The organism is Bradyrhizobium sp. USDA 4461, assembly GCF_054055655.1.
In genome coordinates this window covers 1,873,149-1,887,800 of record NZ_JBSRXM010000001.1, presented here as the reverse complement: position 1 = coordinate 1,887,800, position 14,652 = coordinate 1,873,149, and the positions used below count along the sequence as shown (strand labels likewise).

Annotated in this window: 16 protein-coding genes; 6 read left to right on the top strand and 10 right to left on the bottom strand. The window is 64.9% G+C overall.

The window, feature by feature from the left end:
• Positions 1 to 134: 134 nt before the first annotated feature.
• The 8 genes from ACVINW_RS08925 to soxX all read right to left on the bottom strand — a co-directional run bounded on the left by ACVINW_RS08925 (position 135) and on the right by soxX (position 5,953).
• Positions 135 to 1,175: an MBL fold metallo-hydrolase gene (locus ACVINW_RS08925; RefSeq protein ID WP_456750944.1), complete on the bottom strand. Its 1,041-nt coding sequence runs from the start codon at positions 1,173 to 1,175 to the stop codon at positions 135 to 137.
• Between the two features lie 243 nt (positions 1,176 to 1,418).
• Positions 1,419 to 1,874, bottom strand: a complete 456-nt coding sequence (locus ACVINW_RS08920; RefSeq protein ID WP_456750943.1) for a DsrE family protein — start codon at positions 1,872 to 1,874, stop codon at positions 1,419 to 1,421.
• Positions 1,871 to 3,619, bottom strand: a complete 1,749-nt coding sequence (soxB, locus tag ACVINW_RS08915; protein ID WP_456750942.1) for a thiosulfohydrolase SoxB — start codon at positions 3,617 to 3,619, stop codon at positions 1,871 to 1,873. The genes ACVINW_RS08920 and soxB overlap by 4 nt, the downstream gene beginning before the upstream one ends.
• 34 nt (positions 3,620 to 3,653) lie before the next feature.
• Positions 3,654 to 3,956 (bottom strand): hypothetical protein, encoded by a 303-nt coding sequence (locus ACVINW_RS08910; RefSeq protein WP_456750941.1) that lies wholly within the window; start codon positions 3,954 to 3,956, stop codon positions 3,654 to 3,656.
• On the bottom strand, positions 3,953 to 4,810 hold the full coding sequence (gene soxA, locus ACVINW_RS08905; protein ID WP_456750940.1) for a sulfur oxidation c-type cytochrome SoxA: 858 nt from the start codon (positions 4,808 to 4,810) through the stop codon (positions 3,953 to 3,955). The genes ACVINW_RS08910 and soxA overlap by 4 nt, the downstream gene beginning before the upstream one ends.
• A complete protein-coding gene (soxZ, locus tag ACVINW_RS08900; protein ID WP_050419904.1) occupies positions 4,807 to 5,118 on the bottom strand; it encodes a thiosulfate oxidation carrier complex protein SoxZ in 312 nt (103 codons plus the stop codon). Before soxZ ends, soxA begins: the two co-directional genes overlap by 4 nt.
• A gap of 21 nt (positions 5,119 to 5,139) precedes the next feature.
• On the bottom strand, positions 5,140 to 5,634 hold the full coding sequence (gene soxY, locus ACVINW_RS08895; protein WP_456750939.1) for a thiosulfate oxidation carrier protein SoxY: 495 nt from the start codon (positions 5,632 to 5,634) through the stop codon (positions 5,140 to 5,142).
• Positions 5,635 to 5,662: 28 nt separating this feature from the next.
• Positions 5,663 to 5,953: a sulfur oxidation c-type cytochrome SoxX gene (soxX, locus tag ACVINW_RS08890; RefSeq protein ID WP_456756346.1), complete on the bottom strand. Its 291-nt coding sequence runs from the start codon at positions 5,951 to 5,953 to the stop codon at positions 5,663 to 5,665.
• Positions 5,954 to 6,331: 378 nt separating this feature from the next.
• Here soxX and ACVINW_RS08885 point away from each other — a divergent pair, with 378 nt between their 5' ends.
• The 4 genes from ACVINW_RS08885 (at position 6,332) to ACVINW_RS08870 (ending at position 10,570) form a co-directional block, all read left to right on the top strand.
• On the top strand, positions 6,332 to 7,006 hold the full coding sequence (locus ACVINW_RS08885) for a DUF938 domain-containing protein (protein WP_456750938.1): 675 nt from the start codon (positions 6,332 to 6,334) through the stop codon (positions 7,004 to 7,006).
• 152 nt (positions 7,007 to 7,158) lie between these two features.
• Positions 7,159 to 7,656 (top strand): type II toxin-antitoxin system HicB family antitoxin, encoded by a 498-nt coding sequence (locus tag ACVINW_RS08880; RefSeq protein ID WP_456750937.1) that lies wholly within the window; start codon positions 7,159 to 7,161, stop codon positions 7,654 to 7,656.
• A 282-nt stretch (positions 7,657 to 7,938) separates the two neighbouring features.
• Positions 7,939 to 9,183 carry an MFS transporter gene (locus tag ACVINW_RS08875; RefSeq protein ID WP_456750936.1) on the top strand — a complete coding sequence of 415 codons (1,245 nt, stop codon included), beginning with the start codon at positions 7,939 to 7,941 and terminating at the stop codon, positions 9,181 to 9,183.
• Positions 9,184 to 9,355: 172 nt separating this feature from the next.
• Positions 9,356 to 10,570: an MFS transporter gene (locus tag ACVINW_RS08870; RefSeq protein WP_456750935.1), complete on the top strand. Its 1,215-nt coding sequence runs from the start codon at positions 9,356 to 9,358 to the stop codon at positions 10,568 to 10,570.
• A gap of 105 nt (positions 10,571 to 10,675) precedes the next feature.
• On the opposite strand, the gene ACVINW_RS08865 is transcribed toward ACVINW_RS08870, so the two are convergent.
• Complete coding sequence (locus ACVINW_RS08865) at positions 10,676 to 11,170, bottom strand: VOC family protein (RefSeq protein WP_456750934.1); 495 nt, start codon at positions 11,168 to 11,170, stop codon at positions 10,676 to 10,678.
• Positions 11,171 to 11,334: 164 nt separating this feature from the next.
• The gene (locus tag ACVINW_RS08860) at positions 11,335 to 11,880 is read right to left on the bottom strand and encodes a carboxymuconolactone decarboxylase family protein (RefSeq protein WP_456750933.1); all 546 of its coding nucleotides are present in this window, start codon (positions 11,878 to 11,880) and stop codon (positions 11,335 to 11,337) included.
• 167 nt (positions 11,881 to 12,047) lie between these two features.
• On the opposite strand from ACVINW_RS08860, the gene ACVINW_RS08855 reads away from it, so the two are divergent.
• Together ACVINW_RS08855 and ACVINW_RS08850 are read left to right on the top strand one after the other, a co-directional pair.
• The gene (locus ACVINW_RS08855) at positions 12,048 to 13,232 is read left to right on the top strand and encodes an acyl-CoA dehydrogenase family protein (protein ID WP_456750932.1); all 1,185 of its coding nucleotides are present in this window, start codon (positions 12,048 to 12,050) and stop codon (positions 13,230 to 13,232) included.
• 157 nt (positions 13,233 to 13,389) lie between these two features.
• Positions 13,390 to 14,529, top strand: coding sequence for an acyl-CoA dehydrogenase family protein (locus ACVINW_RS08850; RefSeq protein WP_456750931.1), 1,140 nt, complete (start codon positions 13,390 to 13,392; stop codon positions 14,527 to 14,529).
• Positions 14,530 to 14,652 lie beyond the last annotated feature (123 nt).

Sequence of the window (14,652 nt, the reverse complement as noted above, 5' to 3'; positions counted from 1 at the left end):
AACGGGTCATCGCCGAACTCGAACTCAAACCTGCCAATTGCTGCGACGAACAGCCGCCAAAAACTCCGCAGGAGCCGAATCCGTCACAAGCTCTCAGGGTGACGGTGATGGTCATACGCGCGCAGTTGGCTCGACTATCCCATCACGACTGGCCCGCCGGCCTTCTTCCAGGCGTCGATGCCACCCTCGATATGCGCGGTGTTGGCTAGCCCCGCCTTCTTCGCGGCGGCCACCGCCATCGCCGAGCGCTCGCCGAATGCGCAGAAGAACACGACGCGGCGGCCGGTCGCGGCCGCCACTTCGCGCAGCATGCCGCCGGGCAGCAGGCCGGCGCCGATTCCCGGATAGGGCGCATGCAGCGCGCCGGCGAGCGTGCCGTGCTTGGCGCGCTCAGCTGTTTCGCGCAAATCGACCAACAGGACATCGGGCCGGCCGAGGCTTGCGATCGCATCGCGCGCGTTGAGCGAGAGACCTTCTTTTGCGAGTTCGTCCTGGTGCAGGCCGACATGCATGTTGGCGGGCACCACGACATCCATCAGCTTCGGGTTCGGCAGATTGAGGTTGTTCATCAGCTCGACATAGTCGTCGATCGATTTGACCTGCAGCCGCGGATTGTAGCGCTTCTCCTCGCCGATGGTGGAGACGGTGTCGCCCTTGTAGTCATGCGCGGGGAACACCATCGTCTCCTCGGGCAGCTTGAGCAGGCGGTTGAAGATCGAATCGTACTGCGCCCGCGCGCTACCGTTCTGGAAATCGGTGCGGCCGGTGCCGCGGATCAGCAGCGTGTCACCGGTGAACACGCGGTCGCCCATCAGATAGCTGTAGGAATCGTCGGTGTGGCCGGGCGTGTACATCGCCTCCAGGCAAAGGCCCTCGATCGTTACTTTGTCGCCGTCGGCAACGCGCATCGAGACCACGTCGGCCTTGCTCTGCTCGCCCATGATGGTGATGCACTGGGTGCGGTCGCGCAGCTCGCCGAGGCCGGTGACGTGATCGGCGTGCAGATGGGTATCGACGGCCTTGACCAGCCGGAGGTCGAGTTCCCTTAGCAGCCTGCAGTAGCGGTCGGCCTTCTCCAGCACCGGATCGAGGATCAGCGCCTCGCCGCCGGCGCGGCTGGCGAGCAGATAGCTGTAGGTGCCGGACACGCTGTCGAAGAGCTGGCGAAAGATCATGACGGCTTACCTATTCTCCGGGACGAGTCGTGGAGAGGATATTATTTCATAGAGAGGGTCCATTCAAAGCAAATCCATCCCTGAACAGAAATGACCCCTCACCTCTGAGGGCCGCGCAGCGGCGTCTCGAAGGGGCGATGGCCGGAAAATGCGCGTTGAAGCATGAGGGCCGTGCATCCTTCGAGACGCCCGCTGCGCGGGCCCTCAAGATGACGGTTGTTGTGCGAATGGGGCGGCGAGGAATTACGGCCTCACCAGCGTGTAGCCGTTCTCGGTCAATAGCAAAATCTGCGCGACACCGACCTGCACGGGGGTTGCGGCGGCGATGTAGTCCGGCCGCTTGCCGGAGTCGCGCTCGATGGTGTCGACGGTGTTGAGGCAGATGTCGACCCGCGCGCCCTGCGCGACCAGGCTCTCGACCAGCTTGCGGTTCGGGTTGTCGGGCTTGAGCAGCTCGATGCCGGGGCCGAAGGCGACGATCTCGACCGCGACCTTGTCGGGGTCGTAGTGCTTCATCAGGTTGTTGGCGACGCTGAGGACGAGGCCCTGCTTCTTCGGGTCGTTGTCGGAGAGCTGCAGCACGACCTTGTGCTCGGCGAACGGCTTGTCCTGCAACGGGGCGAGCTGGGCACGGGCGAGCGGCGTTGCAAGTGCGATCGCCGCAAGGCCAAAGGCCGCGATGAGCGCGCGCCGTATCATCCGTGCCTCGCAATGCCCAGATTGTCGTCGACGCCTTTCAGCGTCACGCCGGGCTCGTCGCGGTTCGGCGGCCGGCCGGCCCGCAGATGTCTGGCCACCACATCCCAGATCGGCACGCCATTCTGCTGGTTGACCGAGGCCCAGCCTGCGACCTTGTAATGCTTGCCGGCTTCGAGATGCTTGCCGTTGCCGAGCTTCAGCTCGGAGATGCGCTTGCCGACGCTCTCGGCGGGCGTGCAGGTGTAGGCGAGGCCGCCGACGCGGACCATGTCGCCGCCCTGCTGATAATAGGGATCGGCGTTGAACAGATTGTCGCAGACGTCTTCCAGCACATCCTTGATCTGGCTGCCGGTCATGCCAACGACGTAGGTCTCGGGATAGGTGATCGCGGTCTCCGACAGCACGTCTTCCATGGTAATCGGCTGGCTCGCGAGCGTGGTAAGGCCCCAGCGGAAGCCGGGCGACAGCGCGATCTCGGCATTGAGCTCGTTGAGCAGCGCATCGCAGATCAGCTGGTCGACGGTGCCGGAGAAATTACCGCGGCGGTAAAGCAGGCGATCGGCGGTGCCGAGCTTGTCGCTCCATTCGTCGACATGCGGGTCGCGCATCTTGTCGATCAGTGCCTGCATCGCGGGATCGGGCTTCAACAGCTCGGCGAACACAGGCAGCAGGCGGTAGCGGACATTGGCGACCTTGCCCTTGGCGAGATCGAGATCGAGCACGCCGATGAACTTGCCGTTGGAGCCGGCATTGGTGACCAGCGTGACGCCGCCGGCATTGGTCACCGTGATCGGGATCGGGATCGCGTCATGGGTATGGCCGCCGAGGATGACGTCGATGCCGGTGACGCGGCTCGCGAGCTTGAGGTCGACATCCATGCCGTTATGCGACAGCAGGACCACCGCTTCGACCTTGTCGTTGTTGCGGTGGCCATCGACGAGCTTTTGCAGCTCGTCGTCGCGGATGCCGAACTTCCAGTCCGGCGTGAAGCGCTTGGGATGGGCGATCGGCACATAGGGGAAGGCCTGGCCGATGATCGCTATGCGATGGCCGCCGATCTCTTTGATGATCGACGGCTTGAACACCCGCCCCGAGGCCGGATCGAACGCCTTGGCGTCGTTGAACGCGGCTTCCTCGGTCAGGAACACGTTCTGCGCCAGGAACTCGCCCTTGAAGCGAGAGAGATTGTCGCGCAGCACCTGCTCGCCATAGGTGAATTCCCAATGCCCGGTCATCGCCTCGATGCCAAGCAGATTGGCGGCCTCCACCATATCGGCGCCGTTCATGGCCTTGGCGAGGCCCGTGCCCTGCCAGAGGTCGCCGCCGTCGAGCAGGATCGCGCGCTTGTCGCCGACATCGGCGCGCAGCTTGTCGACCAGCGTCTTCAGATGGGCGAAGCCGCCGAGGCGGCCGAAGCGGCCGGCGGCCTTCTCGAACTCGACGCAGGTAAAGGCATAGGCGTCGGCGCTGTCGGGCCGGATGCCGAAGCGGTCGAGGAACGCCTTGCCGACCAGGTGCGGCGGCTGGCCGGCCATCGCGCCGACGCCGATATTGACGCTGGATTCGCGGAAGAACACCGGCTTCAGCTGCGCATGGGTGTCGGTCATGTGCAGGATGCGGGCGTTGCCGAAGCGTTCGAGGTCGTAGACGCTCGCGGTATCAGCGCCGCGCGCGAGGCGGGGCAGGCCGGCCACAAGCGTCGCGGCGACTGAGCCTCTCAAGAAATCCCGGCGACGGATGATCATCACTCTCTCCGCGCGGCCCCTGGCCAGCGCGCCCTTAACGAACTTCCATGTCCTTCCAGCGTTCCTTTTCGCTGGTAGCCTGGAAGATCGATGCCTTTGCCAGCGCCTCGGCCTCCTTGGCCTGGGCGACGGCGGTGTCGAAATCACCAGCCTCGCCGGCCTTTTTTGCGGCGGCGAGTGTCGAGGCGGTCGTGGTCCACTGGTTGCGCAGCAGGCCTGCTTCCTTGTTGGCGGCTTCGGCCGCGGCATAGGCCGCCTTGTAGTCGGCCTCGGAGGCGGCGAGCGCCGTGGTCGCAGTTGCGATCAGCAGGGCGGAGGCGGCGAAAATCGCCTTCATGGCCGTGCTCCCGGACCCGAGATCGGCAGCCCATTGCTGACATAGGACAGATAGTATTCGAGGTTGCGGTACTCGTCGTCCTGCGGATTGAGCGGCACGCCGCGGATCTGGCTGTTGCAGGTGGTGAAGCGGCGGCTGGTGGTGCCCATGCCCGACCATTCCGAGCGGTAGATCGGCATCGCATTCAGGATGCCGAGCGCCGGTGCCAGCACCTCGGCGCGGATCCGCTCGCCCGGGCTCTGGATGTGGCAGGTGGCGCAGGAGAAATTGAGCTGGCCGCGGCGGGTGTAGAAATACTCCTTGCCCTTCTGATAGGCCTCCAGCGCGCGCGGATCGTTCGGGATCTTGATGTCCATCGGCTTGCCGCGCGAGGTGAAGGCCATGTAGGCGGTCAGCGCCGCCATATCGTCCTTCACATAGGAGAACGGCGCCTCGCCATTGGCCTCGCGGCAACGGTTGAGCGCGAGCTCCAGCGTGACGACCTTGCCTTCCTTCTCGTCGAAATAGGGATAGTTCTGGCGGATGCCGATACCCTTGTTCGGGAAGCAGTCGGCGTAGGTCTTGCCGTTCTTGAACGGCGTCGAGAACATCTCCTTGCCGGCCTCGAGCGAGAACTCGTAGGGCGGAAACTGTTCCTTCTCTTCCCACTGCTTGTGCAGGTCCTCATTCATCGAATAGGGACCGTTGACGAAATCCTCGAGCTTCAGCTTGGGGAATTTGGTAGTGAAGAATTTCTGGAACACGGCCTTGTCGGCCGCAGGGTCGACGCTGTCGGCCGCACGCGCCGGTGCGCAAGCCAGCACGCCGAGTGCGAGCATGGCCGTTGCTGCGCGGATTGCGAGGCGCCGCATCATTGAATCTTCGCCGTGGTGGTGTCGGTCGCGCCCTTGTTGTCGACCCAGCTAACCTTCAGATCGTCGCCCTTCTTGCCGCCCTTGAAGGCGAACTTGACGTAAGGGTCCTTCGACACGCCGCCGCCCCAGTCGGCGACGAACACCGGCTTGCCGTCGTATTCGAAGGTCAGCACCTGGATGAAATGCGGCGGGATGATCTCGCCCTTGGCGTCCTTGACGAAGCCGGAATCCATCGGATGCTGGATCAGCGCCTGCACCTCGGTGGTGTCGCCGTTTGAGGTGGCGCGCACGCGAATGCTCGATGCCATCTGATTTATCCCTTGATTGACTCAGCCGCCGCAGCCGCCGACGGTGACCTTGATTTCCTTGCTCGCGCTGTAGAGCTTGCCGCCGGCCTCGACGATCACGGTGACGTTGCTGGTCTTGGCCATCTTGATGCGGTTGGCGACGCTCGGCAGCGTGCCGGCCGGGATCTTGTAGGAGGCGATCAGCGAGATCGGGTTCTCGCTCACCAGGAACGAGATCGAGGTGACGTCTGATAGCGTCGTGGTGGCGGAGATCGGCACCACGGCGCCGTTCTCGGCGATCTCCGGCGCGTCCATCTTGACCTTGTCCGACGGCTCGGCGGTCTTGCCGTAGAGCGCCTTGATCGCGTCGGCCTCGTTCTTCTGCTTGAACGCCTCTTCCGGATATTTGTCGTTGGCGGCGGCGAGCGCCTGCGGCACGTCGAACGGAATGACGCCGAGGCCGATCAGTGCAGCGACGCCCGCGCCCTTCAGCAACAGGCGGCGCGTTCCGGAAAATTCGCTGGTCGTGATGTTCATCGAAAAACTCTCCTCACGCGGTGCGGCATCACAGGGTCTGCAGGAAGTCCACCACCGCGCTGATTTCCTTCTCGCTCAAAATCCGGTTTCGGCCGAATGGCGGCATCACAGTCTGCGGGTTGCGCTTGGTCTCGTCGGTCACGATCGCGATCAGCTCGTCGCGGCTGTACTTCGCCTTCAGGCCGGTCAGCTCGGGGCCGATCGTGCCGGGCAGGTCGCCGCCCTTGATGACATGGCAGGTCAGGCAGTTGCCCTTGCCGCGGTCGAAGGCGAGCTTCTGGCCCTCGGCGGCGGATTGGGCCCCCGCGGGCGCGGCCATGGCAATGCCTGCCAGCAGCGCCAGGGCGAAGGCTGGCTTGAAGAAAGTGGCGATCAAAGACGTTTCCCGGGCTTCAATCTCGATGATCCCATCGCAATATTAATAGTGGAAAGCACAAAGGCCATCGGCTGGCAACACGGAGAATAGGCGTGTTGCGACGGGGGCAATGTGCTTGGGCAGGAAATCTCCGTCACCCTGAAGAGGCCGCATGGCTGCCGTCTCGAAGGGTCGACGGCCCGACTGTGGCCGTGCATCCTTCGAGACGCCCGCAAGCGCGGGCTCCTCAGGATGACGGGTAAGCAGCATGTTGCGCTGGTTCCGCTCTTGCCGTTGGCATGTGCACGGTTCACAACCGGTCGAGGCGTGAGGAGAAGCGTAGTGGCGGAGTTTGTGGTGGAGTTCGGCAAGGACGGCAGGCCCGTCGAGGCGGACGGGCGGCTCGACGCGGCGGCATTCCATCGCAATCACCAGCCGATTTGGGCGGTGCTGAAGAATTACCTCTCAGGCCAATCCGGCGCCGTGCTGGAGGCCGGCAGCGGCACCGGCCAGCATGTCGTCTATTTCGCCGGCCAGACGCCCGAGATCATCTGGTGGCCGAGCGATCTCCATGCCGCGCATCTGCGCAGCATCGAGGCCTGGCGCGCGCATGCCGGGCTTGCCAACATCCAGCCGCCGCAGTCGATCGATCTGTCCGATCCGGACTGGTCGCCGGCGCCCTCGGACGGCAACGGTCCGGACAAACTGCTCGCGATCTTCTGCGCCAATGTCATCCACATCGCGCCGTGGCGCGTCGCCGAGGGGCTGTTCGCCGGCGCCTCCAGGCATCTGCGCGCCGACGGCCGGCTGTTCCTCTACGGCCCGTTCAAGCGCGACGGCAAGCACACCGCGCTCAGCAATGCGGTGTTCGATACGTCGTTGCGCGAGCGCGATGCCGAATGGGGCGTGCGCGACATCGCCGATCTCGAGGCGCTTGCTGAGCGTGTCGGGTTGAAGCTTGGCGGCAGCTTCGAGATGCCGGCCAACAACATGATCCTGATGTTCGTGCGATCGTAGATCGTAGGGGGATCAGCGAAGCGTAATCCACCGTCTTGCGATCTCCGGAGAGAGCATCGGCGGGTTACGCTGACGCTACCCCGCCCTACGTTGTTGTGCGATTTGACACACCGAGGTGTGTGAAATAGCATACGTCAACGACGGAGGCCAGAATGAAGAGACGGCTCTATCCGGCCGTGCTGGAGCGCGGGCCGCGCGGCGCGTTCGGGGCGTGGTTTCCGGATTTTCCCGGCTGCGTCGCCGCGGGGCGATCGCAGGAGGAGGCGATCGAGCGCGCCGAGCAGGCGCTGGCACAGGCGGTCGACGGTTGGGTCGAGCAGGGCAAGGCACTGCCGGAGCCGACGCCGATCGAACGCATCGTGCCGCCGAAGGGCTCGGACGTCGCCGCTTTCTTCATGGTCGGCGTCGATCCGCCGGATCCGTCCGAACGCGTCAATGTCTATCTGCCGAAAAGCCTGATCGCGCGGATCGACAAGCGTGCGGCCGAGCTCGGCATGAGCCGTTCGAGCTTCTTCGGCTTTGCAAGCTCACTCGCGCTCGAATGGCCGGGCGGCTATCCGCGCGGCGCCCCGATCGCGCCGCGCTCCAAGGTCCACAAGACCGGCGCGCTGCGCGCCGAGAAGCGGCCGGGCAAGAAGTCGGCGCGGTGAGGGACGCCCGCTCCACTCGTCATTCCGGGGCGCGCCTCTTGGCGCGAGCCCGGAATCCATTGCTCCGCACGCTTCGTGGATGAATGGATTCCGGGCTCTCGCTTCGCGAGCCCCGGAATGACGAGATAGGGTGCTAGCTGCTCTTTATTTCGAAAGGCGCTGCTACCCTCGTGCGCCTCCCGCATGGCCTACGTCCGTTTGCGCCGGTTGCTCGGCCTCGACCCGCTCTCCATAGTGCCGGCGATTGGAGGCTCCCGCCGGGGCTTCAGTGCGGGAATGCCGATGATCGACGTGACAGCTGCGGATGAGACGAGCGACGACGCGCGGGCGCGCAGCAATGTGTGGCGGCTTGCGGCGGCGCAGGCGCTGACCGGCGCCAACTCGGCCGTGATCTTCGCCACCGGCTCGATCGTCGGCGCGACACTGGCGCCGAACGTCTCGCTCGCCACCGTGCCGCTCTCGATGTATGTGCTCGGCCTTGCCGCCGGCACGCTGCCGACCGGCGCGATCTCGCGGGCCTATGGACGGCGCGTCGCCTTCATCGTCGGCACCTTCTGCGGGACGCTCACCGGCGCGCTCGGCGCCTGGGCGATCCTGCATTCATCGTTCTGGCTGTTCTGCGGCGCGACCTTCCTCGGCGGGCTCTACGGCGCCGTCGCACAGTCCTATCGCTTCGCGGCGGCCGATGGCGCCAGCGTCGCGTTCCGGCCCAAGGCGGTGTCCTGGGTGATGGCCGGCGGTGTGTTCGCCGGCGTGCTCGGGCCGCAGCTCGTGCAATGGACCATGGACATCTGGCCCCCCTATTTGTTCGCATTCTCGTTCGTGATGCAGGCGCTGGTCGCGCTGGTGGCGATGGCGGTGCTGTCGGGCGTCGACGCGCCGAAGCCCGCGGCAGCGGACCTGCATGGTGGTCGCCCCCTGCTCGAGATCGCCAAACAACCGCGCTTCATTGCCGCAGCGCTGTGCGGCGTGATCGCCTATCCGATGATGAACCTGGTGATGACCTCGGCGCCGCTCGCCATGAAGATGTGCGGGCTCACGGTCAGCGATTCCAATTTCGGCATCCAGTGGCACATCGTGGCGATGTACGGCCCGAGCTTCTTCACCGGCTCGCTGATCGCTCGCTTCGGCGCGCCTCGCATCGTCGCGCTCGGGCTCGTGCTCGAGGCGGTCGCCGCGATGATCGGGCTGTCCGGCATCACCGCGCCGCACTTCTGGGCGACGCTGTTCGTGCTCGGGATCGGTTGGAATTTTGCGTTCGTCGGCGCCTCCGCGCTGGTGCTGGAAACGCACCGGCCGCAGGAACGCAACAAGGTGCAGGCGTTCAACGATTTCCTGGTGTTCGGCATGATGGCGGTCGGCTCGTTCTCGTCCGGCCAGCTGCTCGCGCATTATGGCTGGAACGCGGTCAACATGGTGGTGTTTCCGCCGGTGCTGCTCGGGCTTGCCGTGCTGTCGCTGGCGTCGTTCGCCAGGCGGCGGGCGAAATTGCGTGCGGTGGAAGAAATCCCGGACCCGAGCATCTAGGCAAGTTCCGGAAAAGTGTGGCGCTGGTTTTCCGGAAGAGCATGCCCAAAAGAGCTTCCTGCTGCCAGATGCTGACACTTCGATCCGTTTCGAAATGACCGGCTTGCACGGCTCCTTACATCGTGAGAACGGATCAATCCGGCCCTGACGATGTGAGAAGCAAGAGCAAGAAATGGACGCATCCTCGCCCACGCAAGCAGACGAATCCTCACTCGGTTATGAGGGCTGGCGCATCGTCGTGGTCTGCTTCCTGCTTGCGACCTTCGGCTGGGGATTGGGCTTCTACGGCCAGAGCGTCTATGTCGCCGAACTGCAGCGGCTGCACGGCTGGCCGGCGTCGCTGATCTCGTCGGGCACCACCTTCTTCTATCTGTTCGGCGCCGCGCTGGTTGCCTTCGTCAGCGAGGCGATCAAGGCGTTCGGCGCGCGCAGCTGCCTGATCGCCGGCACCTTGGCGATGGCGGTCGCGGCGGTCGCGATCGGCGAGGTGCGCGCGCCCTGGCAGCTCTATCTCGCCGACGCGCTGCTGGCGTTCGGCTGGGCCGGCACCAGCCTCGGCATCATCACCAACACGCTCGGCCTGTGGTTCGACAAGAAGCGCGGCATGGCGATCAGCCTGGCGCTGAACGGCGCCAGCTTCGGCGGCATCGTCGGCGTGCCGCTGCTGGTTGCCGGGATCGGCGCGTTCGGCTTCTCCGGCGCGATGATCGCGGCAGCTGGGCTGCTTGTCGTAGTGATGGTGCCGGTCATCCTGATCTTCGTCGGCCAGCCGCCGGTGCATCTGCACGCGGTGACGTCGGCGGGCGCCGATGCGCCGTCGGCGAGCCAGGTGCGCGGCAATGCGCTGCGCGACGTCCGCTTCCTCACGGTCTCGATCGCCTTTGCGCTGGTGCTGTTTGCCCAGGTCGGCTTTATCGTTCATCTGATCGCCTATCTCGATCAGGTGATCGGCCGCGAGCGCGCGACGGTGGCGATGGCGCTATTGACCGCAATGGCCGTGGTCGGCCGCGTCTCGTTTTCCTTCGTGATCGACCGGCTCAACCAGCGGCTGGCGTCGGCGCTGTCCTTTGTCAGCCAGGCGATCGCGCTCGCGCTCATCATCAACGTGCACAATGATTTGGTGCAGATCGCCGCCTGCGCGCTGTTCGGCTTCTCGGTCGGCAATCTGATCACGCTGCCGGCGCTGATCGCGCAGCGCGAATTCGATCCGCGCGCATTCGGCGTGCTGGTCAGCCTGATAACCGCGATCAATCAGATCACCTACGCCTTCGGCCCCGGCGTGGTCGGGCTGCTGCACGACCTCTCCGGCAGCTACACGTTGCCGTTCTATGGCTGTATCGGGCTGGAGCTGATCGCCGCGACGACGATCATGATGAAGAACAGGTAGCCCGGATGGAGCGCAGCGCAATCCGGGAGCAGTATCGCCTCATGCAGCGAACCCCGGATTTCGCTGCGCTGCATCCGGGCTACGAATTCCTTCCGCGTTGCGGAATTACGCCGCGCGCTGCTTCAAGAGATCCTCCAGATCCAGCCGCCGCGTGAACATCGAGAGCTTGCCGTCGGCGCCGCGGGGCCATTCGGCTTCGGGCCGGTCCCAATATAGCTCCACGCCGTTCTCGTCGGGATCGCGCAAATAGAGCGCCTGGCTGACGCCGTGGTCGCTGGCGCCGTCGAGCTGGATGCCGGCCGAGATCACCCGGTGCAGCGCGTCGGCGAGCGCGGGGCGGGTCGGATAGAGGATGGCGGTGTGGAAAAGGCCGGTGGTGCCGGGCGGCGGCGGGCGGCCGTCCTTGCTCTCCCAGGTGTTGAGGCCGATGTGGTGGTGATAGCCGCCGGCCGAGATGAAGGCTGCGTCGGCGCCCATGCGCTGCTGCAGCTCGAAGCCGAGCACCCCGCAATAGAAGCCGAGCGCGCGCTCGAGATCGGCCACCTTGAGGTGGACATGCCCGATCCGCGTGCCCGCGACGATGGGGGGATTTTCCGGCATGGCTTGGCTCCGTTGGCAACAGTGCCTTGCCGTCAGGGGCAAGACTTCAGGGGCGAGACTTCAGGGGCAAGGCTTCGCCCGCCTGATATAATCCGGATTTGCCGCGGCCGGAGCGATCCATCCGGAAACCCAGCGTTTCCGAAAGGCGCTCCGGTCCGCCTGATCTAGCAGAGCTCCGACAGCTCGCCGCCGGGCAGCTGGAACTCGAACGTGTTCAGCGTCATCGACACCATGGTGTAGTAGCCGCACAGGCCGATCACCTCGACCAGTCCGCGCTGGCTCAGCACCTCGATCGCCTCGTCATACAGTGCTTTCGGCAGGCCGTGACCTTCATGCAGCGCCTTGGCCACGTCGTAGATCACCCTGGCCTTGGGATCGTCGAAAGTCGGCGTCCGGCGCACGCGGATGTCCTCGATGATCTTCGGATCGAGGCCGCCCTTCAGTGCGAGGCGCTTGTGGGCATACCACTCGTAATGCGCGGTCCAGTGCCGCGCGGTGACCAGGATCGCGATCTCCGACAACTTGGGCGGAAAGACCGTGTCGAAGCGCAGCACCTCGCCGAGCCGTGTGGCGTGCCGCGCCATCTCCGGGCTGTTGAGCCAGGCCATCATCGGGGCCGGTGGCGCGCCGCGCTTGCCGGCGATCGACTCGTCGTAGGTTTCTTTCTGGGCGGCGTTCATTTCGCTAGGCGAAAGCAGTTTCAGCCGCATGTCCGTTTCCTCTTGTTTTTCAATCGTTACCCCATCCCGGCGATACACCCGATCGCGCAAGCTGAGTAGCGACGCCAGAGCATAACGCGGCCGCGAGGCATATTGAATTCGGCGGCGGCGTAGGTCTAAGGTCGAATCCAATTCGTCGAATTGACTGGAAACGCACCATGGCTGACCTTGAGAAATTCCGCGCCGAGACCCGCGCCTGGCTGGGCCAGAACTGCCCGGCGGACATGCGCAAGCCGATGACCTCGGATGGCGACACCTTCTGGGGTGGCCGCAACGCGAAATTCTCCTCCGAAGCGCAGTGGGTCTGGTTCGAGCGGATGCGCGACAAGGACTGGACCGTGCCGCATTGGCCGAAGGAATATGGCGGCGGCGGCCTCGACGGCGAGGAGGCCAAGATCGTGCGCCAGGAGATGGCCGCGATCGGCGCGCGTCAGCCGCTGACCTCGTTCGGCATCTCGATGCTCGGACCGGCGCTTTTGAAATACGGCACCGAGGAGCAGAAGAAGGAGCATCTGCCGAAGATCACCGCGGGCTTGATCCGCTGGTGCCAGGGCTATTCCGAGCCGAACGCCGGCTCCGACCTCGCCTCGCTGCAGACCCGCGCTGTCAGCGACGGCGACGACTACATCATCAACGGCCAGAAGATCTGGACCTCCTACGCGAACTACGCCGACTGGATCTTCTGCCTGGTGCGCACCGATCCCGCGGCCAAGAAGCATGACGGCATCAGCTTCATTCTCTTCGACATGACTTCGAAGGGTGTCTCGACAAAACCGATCCTGCTGATCTCGGGCTACTCGCCGTTCTGCGAAACCTTCTTCGACAATGTCCGCGTGCCGAAGTCGCATGTCGTCGGCACCGTCAATCGAGGCTGGGATGTCGCGAAATATCTCTTGCAGCACGAGCGCGCGATGATCTCGGGCATGGGTGAGCGCGGCGTCGGCCGTCCGCTCGGCCAGATCGCAGCCGACTCGGTCGGTGCGGACGCGCAAGGCAGGCTCGACGACGCGCAGCTGCGCAGTCAGATCGCGAATTTCGAGGTCGATGAGGCCGCGCTCGCCGCCGCCGCCGAGCGCGCGGTCGATCTCGCCAAGGCCGGGCAGTCGCATCCGGCGTTCTCGTCGGCGATGAAATATTACGGCACCGAGCTCAACAAGCGCCGCTACGAGATCCTGATGTCGGCCGGCGGCATTGACGCGCTGGAATGGGAAAGCGACCGCTCCCGGGGCGGCGCCCGCCCGCGCGCCTGGCTGCGCACCAAGGCCAACTCGATCGAGGGCGGCACCTCGGAGGTGATGCTCGGCATCGTCGCCAAGCGCATTCTCGATCTGCCGGGGGCGTGATGCGGTCTCTCCACCCGTCATTCCGGGGCGCGACGCAGTCGCGAACAAGGAATCCATAACCCCAGATCGTGGTTATGGATTCCAGGCCTGTCCCTTCGGGCCATCCCGGAATGACGAACTTAGACATTTCTGCTTCGAACGTTAAAACGGATTCTCCATGGCCCTCGTCCTCACCGAAGAACAATCCATGCTGCGCGACAGTGCGCGCGGTCTCATCCGCGACAAGGCGCCGGTGGCGCATCTGCGGTCCTTGCGCGATGCCAAGGACGCCACCGGCTTCTCGCGCGAACTGTGGAAGACGTTTGCCGAGATGGGCTTCTCCGGCCTGTTGGTGCCGGATCAGTTCGGCGGCAGCGGGCTTGGCTGCGTCGAGGCCGGCATCGTCATGGAGGAGATCGGCCGCACCTTGATGCCGTCGCCGTTCCTTGCGACCTCGGTGCTGGCCGCCTCGGCGCTGTCGCGCGGCGGCAGCGAGGCGCAGAAGGCGCAGCATCTGCCGAAAATCGCCGACGGCTCGCTGCTGGCGGCGCTCGCGATCGATGAGGGCGCCAAGCATCGTCCGTTGCAGACCAAATTGCAGGCGACGCGCGCCGGCAACGGCTTCAAGCTGTCGGGCGACAAGGCCTTCGTGGTCGACGGTCACACTGCCGATTTGCTGATCGTCGCCGCGCGCACGGGCGGTAGCGCCGGTGACAAGAATGGGCTGACGCTGTTCCTAGTCGATCCCAGGGCGAAGGGGCTCGCGGTCGAGCGCACCGCGATGGTCGATTCGCACAATGCGGCGCGCATCGTGTTCGACAATGTCGAGGTCGATGCCGATCATGTGCTCGGCGAGGTCGATCAGGGTTTTGCGCTGCTCGAGGGCGTGCTCAATATCGGCCGCGGCGCGGTTGCGTCCGAAATGGTCGGTCTTTCTGATGAGGTGTTCGGCCGCACGGTGACGTATCTCAAGGAGCGCAAGCAGTTCGGCAAGGCGATCGGCGAATTCCAGGCGCTGCAGCACCGCGCCGCACAGCTCTACATCGATATCGAGATCACCCGCGCCGCGGTTATGAAGGCGTTGCAGGCGCTCGATGCCGATCTCGGCAAGGCCGCCACCGCGGTCGCTGTTGCAAAAGCGCGCGCCGGCACCACGGCGACGCTGGCCGTGCAGGAAGGCGTTCAGATGCATGGCGGCATGGGCATGACCGACCAGTTCGACATCGGCTTCTTCATGAAGCGCGCCCGGGTCTGCCAGGAGCTGTTCGGCGACAGCAATTTCCACACCGACCAGCTGGCGAGCGGCAAGGGGTACTGAGGAGGGCGACGCAGCCGCGCTGTCGTCGCCACGCAACCAACTGTCATCGCCCGGCTCGACCGGGCGATCCAGTATTCCAGAGACGTCAGTGCTTGAGCCGAGAGGCCGCGGCGTACTGGATCA